This is a genomic window from Rhizobium sp. BK275 (genome assembly GCF_014193555.1).
Taxonomy (GTDB): domain Bacteria; phylum Pseudomonadota; class Alphaproteobacteria; order Rhizobiales; family Rhizobiaceae; genus Rhizobium.
Window position 1 is genome coordinate 62,164 of the sequence record NZ_JACHZL010000007.1, and the last position, 19,009, is coordinate 81,172.

The window sequence follows — 19,009 nt, forward strand, 5'->3', positions numbered from 1 at the left end:
TGGATAATTGGGGGCGTCTCCTAAGGGCGCCAAGCTTGCTTTGGACACTGGCGCCGACCCCAACCTCCCTCATTCCTGTGCTTGTCACAGCAATCCAGCAGCCGCGTGTCCACGCGGCGGAAGAATCTTATAATCCATGGCCTTTGAAGAAACGCTTTATGCTCGTTGGTTTTTAAGGAGTCCTCTCGGCTTGCGGACGCAAGCCGGCTGGATTCCTGTGACATGCACAGGAATGAGGGAGGTTGGGGTTGGCGCCGGTGCTCAAAGCGAAGTCGTCGCGCCTACAGCTTCACCGATGGTTCCCGCGCCCAGACGCGCAGCTTGCCGAGTTCGGCCGCGAAGGCCTTTGCATCATTGGCCGAGGCGAGTTCGATCGTGCCTTCATCGAGGTCTTCCACGCCGGCCTTCTTCATCAGGGCGAGGGCCGCAGCCGTGTATGCGATGAACTTGCAATGGGCGAAGGCATCGGCAAGGAAATCGCGGGCGGCGGCTTCCTTGATGAGGTCGGCTAGCGCCTCCTCACCGGGAAGAACGGCGACGGCATCGTAGAGCACGGAGGGGCCGCCATCGATCATCTGCTGCGCCTCGAGGAAGGAGCCGTCGGACAGCGTCACGCCGCCCACTTTCGGAGCGATGACCTCGACAAGGCCCAGTTCCCCGGTGATGGCGGTGCTGACAGCCTTCACCAGCGCCGCATCCGAACCATCGGTGACCAGCAGACCGAGCTTGCGGCCCTCGAAGCGCTTCGGCCCGCGCTCGATAATGCTGAGAGCCGGTGAGGGCGGCAGATCCTGCCGGGTCGGCATGGCGGCATCGGCCGGCCTGGGCATCTCTGCGATGCCGAGCGCAGCAGCCACCTTTTTCGCCAGCGTCTCGTCGATATTGATGAGATGGGAGATCATCCGCTCGCGGATGACGGGCGTTTCCACCTTGCTGAGTTCGAAGGTCAGGGCCATGGCGATGTGGCGCTGCTCCGGCGGCGTCTGGCTGATGAAGAACTGGCGGGCCTGGCTGTAGTGATCGGCGAAGCTTTCGGGGCGCAGGCGCACCTTCTGACCGTCCTCCTCCGAAGCGAAGCTGCGAAAGCCGGTGTCCGGCGCTTCGCGCGGCCCCAGTCCCCAGGAGTTCGGTTCGTAATTGGCGCGGCCGGCTGGATTGCGCATCGCCATATGCCCGTCCTGCTGAAAATGATGGAAGGGACACTTCGGCGCGTTGATCGGCAGATGCGTGAAGTTCGGGCTGCCGAGGCGCTTGAGCTGGGTGTCGAGGTAGGAGAAGTTGCGTCCCTGAAGCAGCGGATCGTTGGAAAAATCGATCCCGGGCGGCACGTTCTGCGTCATGAAGGCAACCTGCTCGGTCTCGGCGAAGAAGTTCTCCGGCATACGGTCCAGCACCAGGCGGCCGATGGGCTGCACGGGCAGGACTTCCTCGGGAATGATCTTTGTCGGGTCGAGCACGTCGAAATCGAACTCGTCTGCGAAATTCTGATCGAAGAGCTGAACGCAAAGCTCCCATTCCGGGAAGCTGCCGGACTGGATGGATTGCCAGAGATCGCGGCGGTGGAAATCCGGATCGGCGCCGTTGATCTTGACGGCTTCATTCCAGACGACGGACTGCAGCCCGAGCTTGGGCTTCCAGTGGAACTTGACGAAGGTGGACTGGCCGTCGGCATTGACGAAGCGGAAGGTATGGACCCCGAAGCCTTCCATGAAACGGAAGGAGCGCGGGATGGCGCGGTCGGACATGACCCACATGATCATGTGCATGCTTTCCGGCGTCAGCGAGATGAAATCCCAGAAATTGTCATGGGCCGACTGGGCCTGCGGAAAGGCGCGGTCGGGCTCCGGTTTGACGGAGTGGATGATGTCGGGAAACTTGATGGCATCCTGGATGAAGAAGACGGGGATGTTGTTGCCGACGAGATCCCAATTGCCTTCCTTCGTATAGATCTTCACAGCGAAGCCGCGCACGTCGCGCGCGAGGTCGAAGGAGCCCTTGCTGCCCGCCACGGTGGAGAAGCGCACGAAGGCAGGCGTCTTCTCGCCGGGCCGCTGGAAGAGATCGGCCCTCGTGTATTTCGACAGGGATTCGTAGGTCTCGAAGAAGCCATGCGCGCCGTAACCGCGGGCATGGACCACGCGTTCGGGAATGCGCTCATGGTCGAAGTGGAAGATCTTTTCACGGAAATGAAAATCCTCCACGAGGGCCGGCCCGCGGGCTCCGACCCTCAGCGTGTTCTGATCGTCGGAGACGGGGGCGCCCTGAGCCGTGGTCAGGATGTCGGCGCCATCTGCCGCGGTCTGGTGAAGTTCGCCGCCATTGCCCCTGTGAAGCTGCTGGTCGTGAATGGTTACGCCATCAGGCGCGGCCGTTTTGGCGGTCTTGCGTGCCATGAGTTCCTCCCGTTGCTGGACGGGACTCAATGCCCCCGGCTGCTGATGGTTCCCGTCCGCAAGGGCCTGAATGTCACGGTTGCGCAAGCATGGTCTCGGCGATCATGCCGAGCGCTGATCCGCCGGCCCTTCCGCGCGCGCCAGGTTCAACGCGCTGTTGATCAATCCGATATGGCTGAAGGCCTGGGGGAAATTGCCGAGCATGCGCTTTGCGGCGGGATCGTATTCTTCCGCCAGCAGCCCGACATCGTTGCAGATCGAAAGCAGCCGCTCGAAGAGGGTGAGCGCATCGTCGCGCCGTCCGATCATGTAGTAGGCATCGACGAGCCAGAAGCTGCAGGCGAGGAAAGCGCCTTCGCCCGGCGGCAGGCCGTCATCCACCTCCTGCGTCTCGTAGCGCAGCAGCAGGCCGTCGCGCATCAGCTTGCGTTCCACCATCTCGACGGTCGCCACATAGCGCGGATCGTCAGGCGCGATGAAGCCGACCATGCCGAGATGCAGCAGGCTGGCATCCATCGCGCGGGAGCCATAGGCCTGGGTAAAGCAGCCAAGCTCCGCGTTGAATGCCTTTTCGCAGACTTCGGCATGGATGCGATCGGCGAGTGCGCGCCAGCGGGCGGCGGCTTCGGGCTCGCCGTCGGCTTCGGCAATCTGGACGGCGCGGTCGAAGGCCACCCAGGCCATGACCTTGGAATAGGTGAAATGCTGGCGCTGGCCGCGCACCTCCCATATGCCCTCATCGGGCTCGACCCAGACCTTTTTCAGAAAGGGCAGGATGGCCCTTGCCAGTTCGCGTTCGCGCGGATGCGCCGGCAGCCCGCCTTTGCGGGCCTGCAGGATGGCGTCCGCCACCTCGCCATAGACATCGAGCTGAACCTGCTCGGCGGCGGCATTGCCGATGCGCACGGGTGCGGAGCCTTCATAGCCTTTCAGCCAGGGCACCTGCCATTCCAGCAGGTTGCGCTCGCCGGCCACGCCATACATGATCTGCATCTGTGCCGGTGCGCCAGCGACCGCGCGCAGCAGCCATCTGCGCCAGGCGGTGGCCTCCTCGTAATAGCCGAGCTTCATCAGGGCGAGCAGGGTCAGCGTGGCATCCCGCAGCCAGCAATAGCGGTAGTCCCAGTTGCGCGGCCCGCCGATCTTTTCCGGCAGGGAGGTCGTCGCGGCCGCGACGATGCCGCCGGTCGGCATGTAGGTCAGTGCCTTCAGCGTGATGAGCGAGCGTTTCACCTGCTCCGTCCACTTGCCCACCTTGGGGCATTTCGCGGCGAAGGATAACCAGAATTCCTCCGTATCCGGCAGCGCATATTCCACCTGCCGCGGCGCCGGCTGCGGCAGGTGCGAGGGCGACCAGGTGAGGGTGAAGATCTGCTGTTCGCCGGCTGCGACCGAGAATGCGCCGACCGTGCTCAGCCCGCGGCCTTCGAGCGGCACGGCGCAATTCAAGGTCAGCCTGTCGGGGCCGGCAATGGCGGTGATGCCGCCGTCGTCGCCATGCGTGACCCAGGGAACGGTACGGCCGTAATCGAAGCGAAGGTTGAGCTCCATATCGAAGCCGACGCTGCCGCTCTTGCCCTCGACGATGCGCATCAGGTCGCTGGCGCCGTCGCGCAGCGGCATGAAGTCGGTCAGGACGGCGGTGCCGGTCTCGGTCTGGAATTCGGTTTCGAGAATGAGCGTGTCGTCGCGGTAGCGGCGCGTGGCGCTGTATTTGCCGCCGGAGGGCGCGAGCGACCAGAAACCATTCTCCCTTGTGCCGAGCAGGGCGGCAAAGCAGGCGGGAGAATCGAAGCGCGGAAAACACAGCCAGTCGATCGAGCCGTTTCTGGACACGAGTGCCGCGGTTTCGCAATCTCCGATCAGCGCGTAATCCTCGATAGGTGCCGTCACCATAGCCTCCTTCGCATGTAGCCGGGCTTTAGGTAGGGCTCGTGCGTGGAGGTCAACCGCGACAGGTTTCCGGTCGGCCAGTCCTGCGACGAGTCACGACGTTTTGATGGGGTGGCGCGACACACCCAATCGCCCTCATTCCTGTGCTCGTCACAGGAATCCAGCAGCCGCGTGTCCACGCGGCGGAAGAGTCTGACGTAAGCGCGTCCCAATCGACGAATGGTTTCCGCAAGCACTCTCGTTCAAGAGTCCTCTCGGCTTGCAGACGCAAGCCGGCTGGATTCCTGTGACGAGCACAGGAATGAGGGAGGTGGGGTGGCCGCGCCGCCAAAGCCAATCAGCGCTACCGGAGCAATATGCCGGCCATCCTTACGCCTTCGGCTACTATAGCAAGAGAGCCCGCCCCGCCTACAGCAACAACCGCTCCAAACTCCCCTGATCCTTCACCCCATGCTGGTAGAAATGCAGGATCTGGATGGCCAGTTCCTCGCGTTCGCGGGCTGTGGAGATATGCCTTGCCACGCAGATATGGTCGTAGACGTTTTGGCAGATCGCTACGTCCTCTTCCTGCATCGGCGTCTGGCTCGCCGACATCTTTTCTCTGATCATCGAAATTCCCTCACGCGTCCCCGCGGGTGAGTTTCTAGGGCGCAGATCGCGTTCTTCAACAAAAAGGAGATCACGTCATCGTGCAGCCCCCGCTCCGCCCAGGGGATTTCTTCAATGCCTGTTCACGATGTTACGCACGTAATAGCAACAGATCGGCGCTTGCTATATGGAAGGAGAAGGGCAGCCCGCGATCTACAAGTTTGGGCAACCCTTCTCCACTGGGTTTGCAGCATCCAGCGTGGAGCATTGTAGGCCGGAATAATGGAACCGCAATTTCACTTTTTAAATCGCGGCGAAATTATTTCAGTATGTGCTTAATAAGTGCCCGGCGGTGCTTTCCGCCGGGCATTTGTATTGTTTTTGCACAGTAAAAACGGCGATTTTGCTGTATTCTCCTGGGGTTAATACAGAAGCGCCTCGTTCATCCGGCTCAGGAACCGCGCGTGATCCGGCCGCCGGCCTGCCTCCCGTGGCGGGCGGCAGCCTCTGCGACGGCGGCAGCGGCGCGGATTTTTGTCGGCCGATACCAAGATTGGGTGAGGGCGGATCCGCCGCCCGCTTCTTCCGCTTTTCCCGGCGCAAAGATATTATCGGCGCAGACGTCCCGATGCAGTTCGCAGCCGCAGGCCAGGCTCAAGCCGGCAGTGCCAGAAGGCAATGGAGTGGACAGATGATTTTCCGACAGCTTTTCGACAGTGTTTCCGGCACCTACACCTATCTCATCGCCTCCAGGCGCGGCGGCGAGGCGCTGATCATCGATCCCGTGCTGGAAAAGGTGGACCGCTACATGCAGCTCATTCGTGAGCTGGACCTGAAGCTGGTCAAGGCTGTCGATACCCATCTGCATGCCGACCACATTACCGGGCTCGGCGCGCTGCGCGACCAGACGCATTGCATCACCGTGATGGGCGAGCAGACGAAGGCGGACGTCGTCGCCATGCGCGTTGCCGAAGGCGACCGCGTCGGCATCGAGGGCCTCAGCCTCGACGTGCTCTATACGCCCGGCCATACGGACGATTCCTATTCCTACCTGATGGGCGACCGCATCTTCACCGGCGACACGCTGCTCATCCGCGGCACCGGCCGCACCGATTTCCAGAACGGCGACCCGCGCGCCCAATATGACTCGATCTTCAACAAGCTCCTGCGCCTACCTGAGGAAACGCTGCTCTTCCCCGCCCATGACTACAAGGGCGACACGGTCTCCACCATCGGCGAGGAAAAACGCTTCAACCCGCGCCTGCAGGTCAAATCGGTCGACGAATATGTCGACCTCATGAACAACCTGCACCTGCCCAACCCGAAAATGATGGACGTCGCCGTGCCCGCCAACATCCACATCGGGCTGCATCAGGAGGAGATTGCGCGGAAGGGCTGGGCGGTGAGCGCGAAGGAGGCGCTGGGGCTGCGGGGCCGGGCGGATGTGGTGATCGTGGATCTGCGCGAGAGAGCCGAGCGGGAGCGGCATGGGGTGATCCCCGGCGCGCTGCATGCGCCCTATGCGGATCTGCAGGAGAACCTGTCAGCGGGCGGGATGCTGCATGAACTGGCGGTGGCGACGGGGAAAAGGGTGGTGTTTTACTGTGCGTTCGGGGAGCGGTCGGCGATGGCTGTGCAGGCGGCGCAGGATGCGGGGGTGGGGAGCGCGTGTCATATTGAGGGTGGGATTGATGCTTGGAAGAAAGCTGGTGGGGTGGTGGGGGAGTGAGGGGTGCAATTTGGGCGGTTACGGTCCAAGCCCCCAAACCTGCATACTCAGCTATGCTTAAGGTCGGAAAGAGAGTCTGCCGCTAACGGTTTTTGAATCGCGAGAAAGATGCATTCCTCAACATCCTCCTTCTCGCGTCCCTTCGATCCGCCGAGCGTCGAATGTTTATGGGGAATAACCAAGGGGTCGAGGACTATCTTGAAGTGCTCTGCCATCATTTCAGGTATTTTCTGAAGAGAGTTGGGCAGCAGACCGTTACTAGGATAGCTAATCATCAAGCTAGCTCCCGACTTTCCAGCCGCCGAAATCATACGTTCAAAAGAGCTCTCGACTTGACGATTAAGCGAAAATGAAGATTGAAAACGTCCACCTCGGTAAAGCCCTTTTCCTTCAGCTAACGGGTAGTCGTAGAGTATTGCTGTCTCGAAAAGATGATAATACCTTGAGTATTGATCATTTGTGTAGGGCGGATCCGCGTAAATAACGGCGGGGGTACCTTTGCTCCAATCCATATTTTCTAATACTTCGATTGCGTCCCCGTGATAGACGCGATTTTTCGAGCGCCATTTTGTGTCACCTACCGCCCGCATTTCGTTCAATGCTTCAAGCCAGCATGCCCATGCGCAATGCTTGCGCTTCGCCAGTACGCGATTGATGTTCGATGGACTGGGCGTCAAATACTGCGCAAAATGTCCAGTAGAGTTACTGATCCCCGCAATTGATCTGCACATGGCGAGCAACGCCCACCTGTGCTCTTCGCTTGAGATTAGACCGGCTTTTAGTGCCATGTCGGCCCCGTAGCGAATTGAGTCTATTTGGATTGCTTGTACCAGACCCAAATAACTGCCAGCATAGCGTGTCGTAAAGAGGCAATGGCTGTAACCTAGCTCAAGCTCTGCCTTGCGTTGCTGCGTCTGGTCGCGCACGTAAGCTTGAAACTGAATTTGGTCATCGTGTGCGGTTCCCCATAAAAGGCGAAGCTCCTCATCGACTTGGTCTTGGTTCTCTCGAACGAGTGCGTTCAAATTCTTGTCGCCGAAGCGCTGAACTACTGCTGCGATAACCGTCGCTCTTGGACTATCTTCGTTGGAGAGAAATAGCGCTTCGGTTAGGGTACGCGAGAACACCTGTGCATCGTTGCACCAAATCTGACGCTTTGGTGCGACCGATGAACCGGCGGCTGATATTCCGGAAAAGAGATCTAGGAATGGACCTGGCTCGTGTGTTTCACAAAGCGCGCCAATGGTTCGCGCGAGGCTCTTTTTAGTTCCCATGTAAGTGAAGGCGGCCACGCTAATGCCCCCTCAATGGGACGAGAATACCGTCCTTCCTGATCGATTCAGCAAACATTGCGAGTGATTTAGAGTCAAATAATATCAATAGATTGTGTAGATCGAAACGCAGATATTTGGTCGAGACCATCCGCGGACGAGGCGGGGCCAACGTAGGTGGTTGGACAGCGTCGGGAGGCGTGTCAGAGACCATACTTTCCTCTAATATATTCATTTCAGCAAGCGAGCAAAGCGGTGGAAGGCTGAGTAGCGAAGACAAACCGTGGTTGCGCGACCGCCGCATTCAAAGTCACACCGACTTTGGCACTATCCATCAAACCGATGCCTCCAAACCTTCGTTTAGAATCGCAGGAGCTTGACTAACGATCATTACTCAATGTCGGCGACGATGGTTGAAATTATGTCATAGGGGGAGCGAACTCCCCCTCCATGTTATCGGAGGGCAGGGAATTGACGAGGTGTTCAACCACAAGGGATATTACCTGCAAGTCGTCATCCTTATACGACCGACCATTTGGATGAGCGGCGATGCGCCGAATGCGGTTAATCGAATCGAACCATCCACTGTAAAAGTGCTTGCCGCCGCCCTCATTCTGAAGCTGAATGCTGAGAACTTCTTTAACAGTATCGCGCACTTCCTTTTGTACAATTATCTTTTGGAGTTGAATCCAATCGAGATAAGTTTCCACTGGAAGCTTTTCGCCGTCCTCATCGTCAATCCTTTTTGCCTGACAGACCTTTTGGATTTCCTTTGGCACAGCTCGATCGAAATAGTCATCCCCAAATTGTATACGCAAATTTTGGAGAATGTAGGCAGGAACTACCTTTTGAATCCACTTTACCTGTCGATCTGCAAGATCGGTGACTTCATCGGATGATAGTCGCTTGAAATCTCGATATCCTTCGGGAGCGAAATCTGGAGCCGCGCCAACCACTAAGTCAACAAGACCGTAAAAATAATGATGAAAGCCGCTGCTTCCGAAAATTACCTTGAACTTATTCTCAAACTCGGCGCTCGAAGCTTGCTTGACGAAGGAGAGAACCGGAGCAAGTTCTGGCTTTATTAAATTATAAAGGTCGTGCGGATCTTGCTCATAGGCGCTTATCCCACCTTTGTTGGTTGCATAATTAATCAATTCACTCACCAGTCTAATGTGACTGCCGACCCCAAAATTTGTGCAGAGCAGGCCCGCTTTGCCCATCTCCCATCGCTCGGCGTTAGCTAACTGCACTTCTTCGAAGTGCAGTTCTAGCAAAGTCACTAAACGCTGTAACGAGCCCTCTGATGAATTACCCCAGCATGGACCAGGCAAGATTTCACCAGTTTTCGGATTAACTACGCCGACAAGCCCTGATTGATTGATCCTATCTTGAATGCTTCTGAGGTTCAGTGGTTGGCTGGTTCCCGCGGTAATTCCAGGAGATACTACCTTTCCTTCGAGCGGGCTGCCGCCCTTGGTGTTGAGCAAGTCTACAGCCCTAGAAGAAATCGCCGACAGGCGCTCCTTCGGCTCCGGCGAGTCCCATTTCACTTCGCCCTCGAGGGCAGATAACAGAGTCGGCGGTACGGTTGCCTGTTTCGAGTTGATCTCGACGAAGATGTTGGCTTCCTCGGAAGTCGATACCGAGTCAAACCCGATAAAGAACAAAGGCGAATCATACTCGGCCTTGGTGTATGTCGTGCCATAGAGCCTGTGCTGTCCGTCTATGATCCAGCAGCTTTTGTAGCGGTCCGGAAGAATGAGATTGCCAAACGCAACTGCCGACACGTCATCCTTCGCTTGCTGTTCAAAATTCGGTTTACGGTGGAAATTCAGGAGCACCGTGTTCGGAAAGAATTTTCCTTCATCTAGGAAGCGCCCGATTTCTTTAAGGCGGCTTGGCTTCATGATTCGCTGATAAGACGGTGCGCCGGATGGGTCCCGAAGATCGCGGTGATTGACGAACGCTATCCGCAAAACATCTTTGGCAAGAGCTGAAAACAGATACGCAGTCTTCCCCCCAAGCTTAGTTTTGATTGCGGGTACCTTCCTACCAGCCAACGCGGGAACTTTCTGAGCTTCGAGGTATTCAGCGTGGAATTGGTATCTCGCTGCCGGACCGAGTTTCTTAGAGAATTCCTCGAAGTAAATTAACTCAAGACCCTGAATTATATTGATATTGTATTCTTTGGCGCGCCGGACATCGTCATTTGACCATCTGATATTTTCCGTGACGAAGCACCAGATTATTTTGGGCTTAAATTCTGCCCCATAATGTTTCCTGATTGTATCGGCTAAGGGCTTCATTTGCCCGGCGAATTCGTTTAGCTCCTCCAGTAAGGAAACCTTTGTCGGGGATTTGCGCGACATACATTTCGCGATGACGATTGTCTCGTCATCTTTCGCAAATACATCGACCTGTTGCTCGATGTTATTCTCGCCTTTACCGATGGTTACATAAAATGGACGCCCCTTGTTGAGTTCCGAATAGCCAAAGCGGTAAAGTATGTTCCAGAAGCGATTTTCCAATATTTCGTCGAAATGTCTTGATCGACGCATACGAACGGAGCCTTTGTTCGTACGCTGAACCGCCCAACCATCGGCTTCCCTGGAAGCTTGGAGCGAGACGCTGACCGATTCTTCGTCGTAAAGCTTGCTTCGGCGAGTATGTTCTGCGCGCTTCGCTCCAAAGTCTTTTAACAGTTCCCCAAGCATGTTCTCTCCTTGACGTTGCAATAAATACAAACGAACACACAACTGTCAAACAGCAACTCAAGCGAGCAGGGTCGAAGCAAACGTGGTCCACAATCTAGTTACGTCATCGCGATTTGAAATGGTGGCAGCTGCGTTGCGCAGCCTTGGTGGGCAGGCACGGCCTGCGGAAATCGCGGAGGAAATTAAACATCTATTTCCGGGACCGCACCCTGACCGTTTGTTGCAGAGTGTAAGAGGCCGCATCCAAGAATGTTCATCTGATTCGAAATTTTGGCAGAAAAAACGCGATCTCTTCTACAGTGTTCACGGCATTGGTGGCGGTGTCTGGGGTTTACGGGAGATGGATTTGCTCAACCCGGTGACCGGTGATGGCTTTGCCGACGCAGTAGAGCCCTACATGGTGAATGAAGGGGCCGCTCAACTTCGAACCCATCTGAGGAGGGAGCGATCGAAATCACTTGTTAGTCGCTTTAAGTCCGAACTGACTTCATTTGCTTGTTCGGTATGCAATTTTGATTTCTCTGAGAAATATGGTCAACTTGGAAGCGGCTTTATCGAAGCTCATCACAAGATTCCGATCTCGCAACTTGAGCCCGGTGCTAGGACCAAACTAGAGGACCTTGCTCCGGTATGTTCCAACTGTCATCGCATGCTGCACCGCTGGGGCGGGATGTCGATCGATGATCTCAAGGCTCGCCTCGTCCTTGGCGCAATTTGATACCTTGCCTACAGCTGAAGATGCGCGGCGCCTGGCTGCCACTCACTATTCCGCATCGCTTGAAAAATAACCACTTCTAATGGCATTCATTGCGATTTCGAGAGGCATTGTAGGGGAAGCAATGAGGGACATTCGTTTGCCGCAGATCGACATCTCCTGCTGGCCTATCTGGTGGGCATGCTCGTCGGGCATATCCCGTTTCTCTTCAGTGGTTTCGCGGGGATATTGATGGTCTTGAAAGCCATCCTCTCGGTTCCCTTGTATCTCTTCATCTTCGCGATCTATGGGATGAACGCTTATCGCCTCCACAGGCGGCCGGTCTTCTGGTCGTGTGTCATGTTCTTCTCCGCTCTGCTTCTATCGACTGCTCTGTCCACGACATGGTTCTGGAATGTCGGCGATTATCAAGCGTTCATGACAACGGCGCCCGTGGCGGTGCTCATCCCGTCTCTGGCAATATCGTGCCTATGTTTCACCCTCCTGATCAGGCGGCGTTTTCGGAAACGGCCTGACGGGAGGACGCCCGACAGAAGACAGGCGCAGGCTCAAGCGGTACCTCTTACCGCCCATGCCACACTCTCAAACCCGCGCGGCCCATCCTCTGACCTGCCATCCAGATAGGCCGCCTTCAGCGCCTCCCGCAGACGCTCCCGTCTCGCCTCCGGCAACGCCTCGAAGAACGCAGAAAACCGTCCCTGGCCGTATACCTTCGGCAGGTAGAAGTCTTCGAAATTGGCGTAGTCCATTATCATCGTCAGCCTCGCCTCGGCGACATCGGCAAAGCCCGCGCTTTCAAACAGCGCCCGCAATTCACCCTCCGCCGTCATCGGCCGCGGGCCTGACGGGATGCCGTTGCCTTCGGCTTCGGGTTCGATGGCGCGGATCGTGTTCCAGAAGAGGCGCCAGCTCGGCATGCCGTCGTGGGACCAGACGGCGGCGGCTGCTGTGGCGCCGGGTTTGAGGACGCGGCGCATTTCGGTGATGGCCTCTTCGGCATTCGAGACGAAGTGCAGGACGAGCAGGGAATAGGCGGCGTCGAAGCTCTTGTCTTCATAGGGCAGGGCGCAGACGTCGCCCTGGCGGGCTGATATCCTTGTGTCATCAGTGCGGGCGCGGAGTGCGGCCACGAAATTTTCCTCGAAATCCAGGGCTTCGATGGCGGTGAGTTCGGGGTGGGTTGATAGCGCCAATGTCAGGCTGCCGGTGCCGCAGCCGGCGTCGAGCACGCGGCCGTGCGAGGGCACGCCGGCGAAGGCGAGGAAAGGGTCGGCGAGGCGGCGGCTCCAGCGGCCCATGCTGGCTTCATAGGCTTCGGCGCCCCTGGCGATGAAGGTGGATGGCATTGGGCTTCCCCAGCTGATGTGCTCGTGCCGGGCGGATATAGGGCGGATGGGGGTGGCGTCTATTGGGTGGGGGCGTTTGTTCGGCCTCGCGTCTGTGGCACCCCCCCCCTCAGTCCTGCCGGACATCTCCCCCACAAGGGGGGAGATCGACAAGTGGCGCGACCTTCGCAGATCTCTAACGTCGTGCAGTTTGCAACGCTGGTTGTTGGGGAAACCGGCGCCCCCAGCCAATCTCCCTCCTTGTGGGGGAGATGCCCGGCAGGGCAGAGGGGGGTGCCACACGCACAGCCTGCAATTCATAAACTCAAAAACAAAAACTCCCAGGCTCTGGGTTGGAGCCCGGGAGGCATTTGCGCACGGGTCAGGAGTGGATGGCCGGGGCGGTTGGCTGCGTTTCTGTGGCAGGCGTCGTTTGCTCCTCGACCACCGGCCGCCTCGTCCTCATCAGCTTCAGCACGAACACAAAAAACGCCGGGACGAAGAAGATCGCCAGCACCGTCGCTGATATCATGCCGCCCAGCACGCCGGTGCCGATGGCGTTCTGGCTGGCGGCGCTCGGGCCGGTGGCGATTGCCAGCGGCACGACGCCGAGGGTGAAGGCGAGTGAGGTCATGATGATCGGGCGGAAGCGGACGCGGGCGGCTTCTATCGCCGAATCCAGCAGGGATTTGCCTTCGGCGTAATAATCCTTGGCAAATTCGACGATCAGGATGGCGTTCTTGGCCGAGAGGCCGATGATGGCGATGAGGCCCACCTTGAAATAGATGTCGTTGGGCATGTCGCGCAGCATCACCGCCGCGACCGAGCCGATGACGCCCAAGGGCACTACGAGCATGACCGAGAGCGGGATCGACCAGCTTTCGTAAAGACCTGCCAGAAGCAGGAAGACGAAGAGGATCGACAGGCCGAAGAGGAAGGGCGCCTGGCTGCCTGACGTGATTTCTTCCGCCGACTGGCCGGACCATTCGAAGCCGAAACCGTCAGGCAGCTCAGAGGCCAGACGTTCCATTTCGGCGATTGCCGCGCCCGAGGACTGGCCGGGGGCCGGGGCGCCGGAGATACGTACGGTCGGATAGCCGTTATAACCGACGATCTGCGGCGCGCCCTTCTGCCATTGGGCAATGGCGAAGGAGGAGAGGGGCACCATGCCGCCGCTCGCATTGCGCACGTTGATCTTCATCACGTCGTCGATCTGCAGGCGCGCACGGTCATCCGCCTGGACGATGACGCGCTGCATGCGGCCGGTATTCGGATAGTCGTTGATATAGGACGAGCCGAGATTGGCGGTGATCGCGTTGTTGATGTCGGCAAAGGAGATGCCGAAGGTGTTGGCCTTTTCGCGGTCGATCACCATTAGCACCTGGGCGGCATCCGGCATGCCTTCGACGCGCATGCCCGTCAGAACCGGGCTCTTGCCCGCCATCTGCATCAGTTGGCCGGCGGCCTCGACAAGTGCCGTCTGGCCCTTGCCGCCGCGGTCCTGCAGGCGGAAGGAGAAGCCGCCTGTCGCGCCGAAGCCTTCGATCGGCGGCGGTGAGAGCGCGAAGGTGGTTGCGTCCTTCAGCGCGAAGAGCTGGCCGTTCACGCGGTTGGCGATTTCCTGCACGGTGTTGCCGGGGCCGCGGTCGGCCCAGTCCTTCAGCGTCACGAAGGCGAGTGCGGCATTGGCGCCGTTGCCCGAGAAGGAGAAGCCCTGGATCGCGACGATATTTTCGACGGCCGGTTCGGAGCGGAAGATCGCCTCCACCTGCTTGATCGATTCGATCGTGCGGTTGGCGCTCGCCTCCGGCGGTCCCTGGATATCGACGATCATGTAGCCCTGGTCTTCATCGGGCACGAAGGCCGTCGGCAGGTTGATGAAGAGATAGCCGAGGCCGATGACGAGGGCGAGATAGACGATCATCATGCGGCCGGCGCGGCGGGCCATGCCGGTTACGGTCTTCGAATAGCCGGACGTGATGCGCTCGAAATTGCGGTTGAACCAGCCGCCGATGCCGCGTTTGTGGTGGTGGCCCTGCTTGATGGGCTTGAGGAAGGTAGCGCAGAGCGCCGGCGTCAGCGACAGCGCCAGGAAGGCCGAAAACAGGATCGAGACGACCATGGTCAGCGAGAACTGGCGGTAGATGATACCGGTCGAGCCGGGGAAGAAGGCCATGGGAATGAAGACGCAGGAGAGAACCAGCGTGATGCCCATGATGGCGCCGGTGATCTGGCTCATCGCCTTCTGCGCCGCCTTTTTGGGCGATAGCCCTTCCTCGGCCATGATGCGCTCGACATTTTCGACGACGACGATCGCGTCATCCACGAGAATGCCGATCGCCAGCACCATGGCGAACATGGTCAAGACGTTGATGGAAAAGCCGGTCGCATACATGACCGCGCAGGTTCCGAGCAGCGCCACGGGTACCACGAGCGTCGGGATGACCGTGTAGCGGAAATTCTGCAGGAAGATGAACATGACCACGAAGACGAGGGCGACGGCCTCGACCAGCGTGTGGATGACCTTCTCGATCGAGGCCGAAACGAAGGGGCTGGTATCGTAGGGAACGGAATATTCGATGCCCGACGGGAAGAAGCGGGAGAGCTCCTTCATCTTCGCGTTGACGGCGTTGGAGACGGCAACGGCGTTGCCGGTGGACGAGAGCTGGATGGCGATCGCCGCACTCGGCTGGCCGTTCAGGCGGCTGGTGAAATTATAGGATTCCGCGCCCTGTTCGACGCGGGCGACATCCTTCAGGCGCACGGTGGAGCCATCGGCATTGGCGCGCAGGATGATCTCGCCGAATTGCTGCGGCGTGGAAAGCTGACCCTGCACGAGCACGGTTGCCGTCAGATCCTGGGTGATCGGGTTCGGCGCGGCGCCGATCTGGCCGGCGGCGACCTGGGCGTTCTGGGCGGTGATGGCGGCGTTGATATCGTCGGTCGTCAGGTTCAGGCCGACCATCTTGTCCGGGTCGATCCAGACGCGCAGCGCCCGCTGGGCGGCAAAGAGCTGAGCGCGGCCGACGCCATCGATGCGGCGCAACTCGCCGATGATGTTGCGGGTGATGTAGTCACCCAGCGCCACTTCATCGCGGTTGCCGTCGGTCGAGGTCAGCGCGATGAACATCAGGAAGCCGGAGCTTGCCTCTTCCACATTGATGCCCTGCGAACGCACGGTGGCGGGCAGGCGGGCCTCGACGCGGCGGATGGCGTTCTGCACATCGACCGAGGCCTGGTCGATATCGGTGCCGGCGCGGAAGGTGGCGTTGATGCTGACCGAGCCGGAATTGTCGGAGGTGGACTCGAAATACATCAGGCCTTCGACGCCGTTCAGCTCATCCTCGATCTGGCGGGTGACGCCCTGATAGATTTCCTGTGGGGAGGCGCCCGGATAGGAAGTGGAGATGGAGAGCTGCGGCGGGGCGACCTTCGGATATTGCGAGACCGGCAGGAAGGGGATCGCCAGGATACCGGCAATCGAAATGAACAGAGCGAAGACCCAGGCCAGGATCGGCCTGCGAATGAAGAATTGTGCCATGAGACCTTACTCCGCCTTCTTGGTGTCGGCGGCGGGAGCCTGCGCTCCCGCATCGGCCGTCGCGTCCGGCTTCCAGGGTTCCGGCGCCACCGTCGCACCCGGCTGCACCTTCTGCACGCCATCGGCAATCACGGTTTCGCCGGGCTTCAGGCCCGTCTCGACAACCCATTCGGAGCCGAGAACCTGGCCGAGCGTGACGGGGCGAAGCTCCGCCTTGTTGCCTTCGGCGAGCACATAGACCTGCGCCTGGCCGGCCTCGTTGCGGGTCACAGCCCGCTGCGGCACGGTCAGCGCATCCTGGCGCACGGCCTGTTCGATGCGCACGCGCACATACATGCCGGGCAGGAGATCGCCGTGCTTGTTGGGGAATTCGGCGCGCAGCGTCACCTGGCCGGTATTGGGATCGACATTGGCGCTGGCAAACAGCAGCCGGCCCGGCTCGGTATAGAGGCTGCCATCGTCGAAGACGAGCTCGACGCGGGCTTCGCCCGGTGCGGCACTCTCCAGCTTGCCCTCGGCCACTGCGCGTTTCAGGTTCAGGAGATCCTGGGCCGACTGGGTGAAGTCGGCATAGACGGGGTCGATCTGCTGGATCAGCGCCAGGTTGGATGTGCCGTCGGCGGTCACCAGCGCACCTTCGGTCACCAGCGCGCCGCCGATGATGCCGGTAATGGGCGCGCGGACTTCGGTATAGTCGAGGTTGATCTTGGCTTCGTCGAGGCCGGCTTCGGCGCTCGCCACATCGGCATCGGCCTGGGCGACGGCGACGGCCGCCGTATCGTAATCGATGCCGGTCGCGATATTGCGCTCCCTAAGGTTCTGCTGGCGCTCCAGCTGCAGACGGGCATTCTGCTGCGTGGCCTTGGCGCGCTGCAGCGTCGCTTCGGCAGAGGCGACACGGACGCGGAAGAGGCGCGGATCGATGCGGTAGAGAACATCGCCCTGCTTGACGAGCGTGCCCTGTTCGAAGACGCGCTCCTGCAGGATGCCGGAAACGCGGGCGCGCACTTCCGACACGCGAGTGGCGGCAATGCGGCCCGGCAATTCGTTGACCACGGGCACGGCATGGGCCTTCATCTCGACCACGCCGACGGCGGCCGGCGGCATCTGCATGCCCTCCTGGGCGAGCGTCTGCCCGGCGGTGAGTGCGAGAAGGGTGGTGGCTGCCATCATCGCCTTCAGGCGCGGCAGTCTGGTATTGCGCAACATCGATCCTATCCCTTTTTGGCCGCCCCGGCGGCTTGCTAGGTTATTGCTTTGGTTTCTTCATCTTCACGCAATTCCGGACGGAAAGCCGTTTCATGCTTTTCCTGGAACTGCTTAAGTTATTGTCGTTTAGAGCTTTTCAAGTCTTCGTTTGTGGAGGCTCGGTGAAGGTCGTGTAGACCTTGCGGATATCCTCGAGCAGTTCCTGCCGTTCCGGGCCGCTCCAGCGGTGGAAATCGAAGAGTTCGGTACAGTAGAAGCCGGTCAGCGCCAGATAGGCCATCAGCGCTGCCCGCGGTTTCGGCCCGGCGGCCATGGCCGCCAGATCGTCGAGCACCCATTTGCGGATGATCTGCTGCAGATTTTCCTCGCTCGACATGGAAGCGCTGATCGCCATCGCGACGGCGCGGTCGGTATCGTCGAGCGTCTTGTCGGCGGCGGCGATGCGGCCGTAAAGCTCCGGGTGAGGGGTGTCCGCACTCGCCTTCACGCACTCTTCCATATGGGCAATATCGGCCCCGACGCGGCGGTCCACCAGCGCTTCCAGAAGGGCGCTCTTGGTCTTGTGGTCATAGACGACGCGCGACTTGCTGACGCCCGCTTCCCTGGCGACGGCATCGATCGAAAGCCCCGTTGCACCTGATCGTACGACGACGCGCTCGGCAGCGTCGAGAATATCGTCAGTGGTGATCTTGCGCGTTCGTGTCACGAATGGGTTTCCAGTTTTCGTGCATAAAAATACGAACGTTCGGATTTAAATGCAAGCGCTTTTGTTTTTGAGGCTAGGACATCGTTCCGGAGGGCTGTGAGACAGCGTTCATGTCACTAAAAGGCTCGAGAATAAGGCGAGCGGGCTCACAGGACCCGCAAAATCCGCGCCTCCACCGGCTGCCCGATGCCCTTGAGCGAGAGCATCCGCGCTTCGCTCTCGGCCATCAGTTCCGGTGCCTGACGGGCGGAGTCGGCGGAGATCACGATCTCGCCCGGCCGGGCCTGCGATTCCAGTCTTGCGGCCTGGTTCACCACGCCGCCGATCGCGGTGAAATCGCTGTGGAAGCTGGAGAATTCGCCGATCTGCACGTCGCCGGTATGAATGCCGACACCGACGCCGAGCGGTTCGCCGACGTCGATTTCGCCCAGCGCTTCTGCGCAGGCGCGCTGGATTTCAAGTGCGGCCATGATGGCGGCTGCGGTATGGTCCTTGCGGCTAATCGGGAAGTTGAAGATCGCCATCAGCCCGTCGCCCATCTGCTTGTTGACGATGCCGTCATTGGCCCAGATTGCGCCTGCCGAACGGTCCTGGAACAGGCTGACGATATGGCTGAGTTCGACGGCGCCGATGCGTTCCGACAGGCCGGTATAGTTCCTGATATCGGCAAAGAGGATGGTGGCGCCTGACGTGATGTGGCGCTGCTTCTTCACATATTGGAAGGAACGCTCGCAGATCGTGCAGATGTCTGGGTTCATCTTGCTTCTGGTGATGCCGAAGGCGCGCAAAGGCAGCGAGAGCGGGCCGCCGATCGGGATCGGCATATGCATCTGGTCCCAGCAGCCGCGGCAGATGCCCGCGGTGCCTGGCCTTGCCTGATGCCTGATCGCTGTTGTCGCTGTCATGGTCGCAGTTCCCCTGG

At 59.4% G+C, this 19,009-nt stretch carries 12 protein-coding genes; 2 read left to right on the plus strand and 10 right to left on the minus strand.

All coding sequences use genetic code 11. The annotated features are described in order from the left end of the window. Nucleotides 1-281 precede the first annotated feature (281 nt). From FHT82_RS21480 to FHT82_RS21490, 3 genes are all read right to left on the minus strand, one after another. Nucleotides 282-2,393: a catalase gene (locus FHT82_RS21480; protein ID WP_183734714.1), complete on the minus strand. Its 2,112-nt coding sequence runs from the start codon at nt 2,391-2,393 to the stop codon at nt 282-284. A 102-nt stretch (nt 2,394-2,495) separates the two neighbouring features. Beyond that, nucleotides 2,496-4,286 (minus strand): glycoside hydrolase family 15 protein, encoded by a 1,791-nt coding sequence (locus FHT82_RS21485; RefSeq protein WP_183735079.1) that lies wholly within the window; start codon nt 4,284-4,286, stop codon nt 2,496-2,498. Nucleotides 4,287-4,694: 408 nt separating this feature from the next. Further along, the gene (locus FHT82_RS21490; protein WP_183734715.1) at nt 4,695-4,895 is read right to left on the minus strand and encodes a hypothetical protein; all 201 of its coding nucleotides are present in this window, start codon (nt 4,893-4,895) and stop codon (nt 4,695-4,697) included. Nucleotides 4,896-5,565: 670 nt separating this feature from the next. Here FHT82_RS21490 and FHT82_RS21495 point away from each other — a divergent pair. Then, nucleotides 5,566-6,603 (plus strand): MBL fold metallo-hydrolase, encoded by a 1,038-nt coding sequence (locus FHT82_RS21495; RefSeq protein WP_183735080.1) that lies wholly within the window; start codon nt 5,566-5,568, stop codon nt 6,601-6,603. 47 nt (nt 6,604-6,650) lie between these two features. Here FHT82_RS21495 and FHT82_RS30700 read toward each other — a convergent pair whose 3' ends face one another. Together FHT82_RS30700 and FHT82_RS21505 are read right to left on the minus strand one after the other, a co-directional pair. Beyond that, complete coding sequence (locus FHT82_RS30700) at nt 6,651-7,895, minus strand: DNA adenine methylase (RefSeq protein ID WP_183734716.1); 1,245 nt, start codon at nt 7,893-7,895, stop codon at nt 6,651-6,653. Nucleotides 7,896-8,293: 398 nt separating this feature from the next. Further along, nucleotides 8,294-10,591 (minus strand): DGQHR domain-containing protein, encoded by a 2,298-nt coding sequence (locus FHT82_RS21505; RefSeq protein WP_183734717.1) that lies wholly within the window; start codon nt 10,589-10,591, stop codon nt 8,294-8,296. 118 nt (nt 10,592-10,709) lie between these two features. Here FHT82_RS21505 and FHT82_RS21510 point away from each other — a divergent pair, with 118 nt between their 5' ends. Next, nucleotides 10,710-11,309 (plus strand): HNH endonuclease, encoded by a 600-nt coding sequence (locus FHT82_RS21510; protein WP_183734718.1) that lies wholly within the window; start codon nt 10,710-10,712, stop codon nt 11,307-11,309. A 545-nt stretch (nt 11,310-11,854) separates the two neighbouring features. On the opposite strand, the gene FHT82_RS21515 is transcribed toward FHT82_RS21510, so the two are convergent. The 5 genes from FHT82_RS21515 to FHT82_RS21535 form a co-directional block, all read right to left on the minus strand. Beyond that, complete coding sequence (locus FHT82_RS21515) at nt 11,855-12,652, minus strand: class I SAM-dependent methyltransferase (protein ID WP_183734719.1); 798 nt, start codon at nt 12,650-12,652, stop codon at nt 11,855-11,857. Nucleotides 12,653-13,013: 361 nt separating this feature from the next. Continuing rightward, nucleotides 13,014-16,172 (minus strand): efflux RND transporter permease subunit, encoded by a 3,159-nt coding sequence (locus FHT82_RS21520; RefSeq protein ID WP_183734720.1) that lies wholly within the window; start codon nt 16,170-16,172, stop codon nt 13,014-13,016. A 6-nt stretch (nt 16,173-16,178) separates the two neighbouring features. After that, the gene (locus tag FHT82_RS21525; protein WP_246698210.1) at nt 16,179-17,345 is read right to left on the minus strand and encodes an efflux RND transporter periplasmic adaptor subunit; all 1,167 of its coding nucleotides are present in this window, start codon (nt 17,343-17,345) and stop codon (nt 16,179-16,181) included. Nucleotides 17,346-17,517: 172 nt separating this feature from the next. Then, nucleotides 17,518-18,087, minus strand: a complete 570-nt coding sequence (locus FHT82_RS30705; RefSeq protein WP_183734722.1) for a TetR/AcrR family transcriptional regulator — start codon at nt 18,085-18,087, stop codon at nt 17,518-17,520. Nucleotides 18,088-18,233: 146 nt separating this feature from the next. Continuing rightward, nucleotides 18,234-18,992, minus strand: coding sequence for an adenylate/guanylate cyclase domain-containing protein (locus tag FHT82_RS21535; RefSeq protein ID WP_183734723.1), 759 nt, complete (start codon nt 18,990-18,992; stop codon nt 18,234-18,236). Nucleotides 18,993-19,009: the final 17 nt, after the last annotated feature.